1 pseudogene is annotated in these 342 nt (G+C 42.7%); it reads right to left on the bottom strand.

Going from position 1 to position 342, the window contains the following annotated elements:
- A pseudogene (locus KDM89_RS22665) lies at window positions 1-117 on the bottom strand (GntR family transcriptional regulator); the annotation flags it as partial.
- Window positions 118-342 lie beyond the last annotated feature (225 nt).

Consider the following 342-nt stretch of genomic DNA (forward strand, 5'->3'; position numbering starts at 1 on the left):
CACGCCATGTCTGGCCATGTCATAAATCTGGCTCAGAGATTGCTCTGTGAGTTTGGTACGTGCAGGCAGGCGATGATCCATGATGGCGTCATAGATATCGCGATACATACGTTGTTCTTTGTCGTTGCCGCTTTCAGTGACGACGCTGAGCCTGGGGATAGGTTTAGTAGCAGACATAATTTTCAACATCAGAATTTGTGCTTATTTAAGCACGATTGTCGACAATTTTAATATACTCTGACCTGATAAATTTCAAACCCTGTGGCAAAAGCGCGCCAAACCGCTGTATTTAAGGGTTTTGTTTGACATGCTTAACTTCAAAAGTTTAAGATTGTCGACAAT

The sequence above is a fragment of the Cognatundibacterium luofuense genome, from assembly GCF_018139685.1.
Taxonomy (GTDB): domain Bacteria; phylum Pseudomonadota; class Gammaproteobacteria; order Burkholderiales; family Burkholderiaceae_D; genus Undibacterium; species Undibacterium luofuense.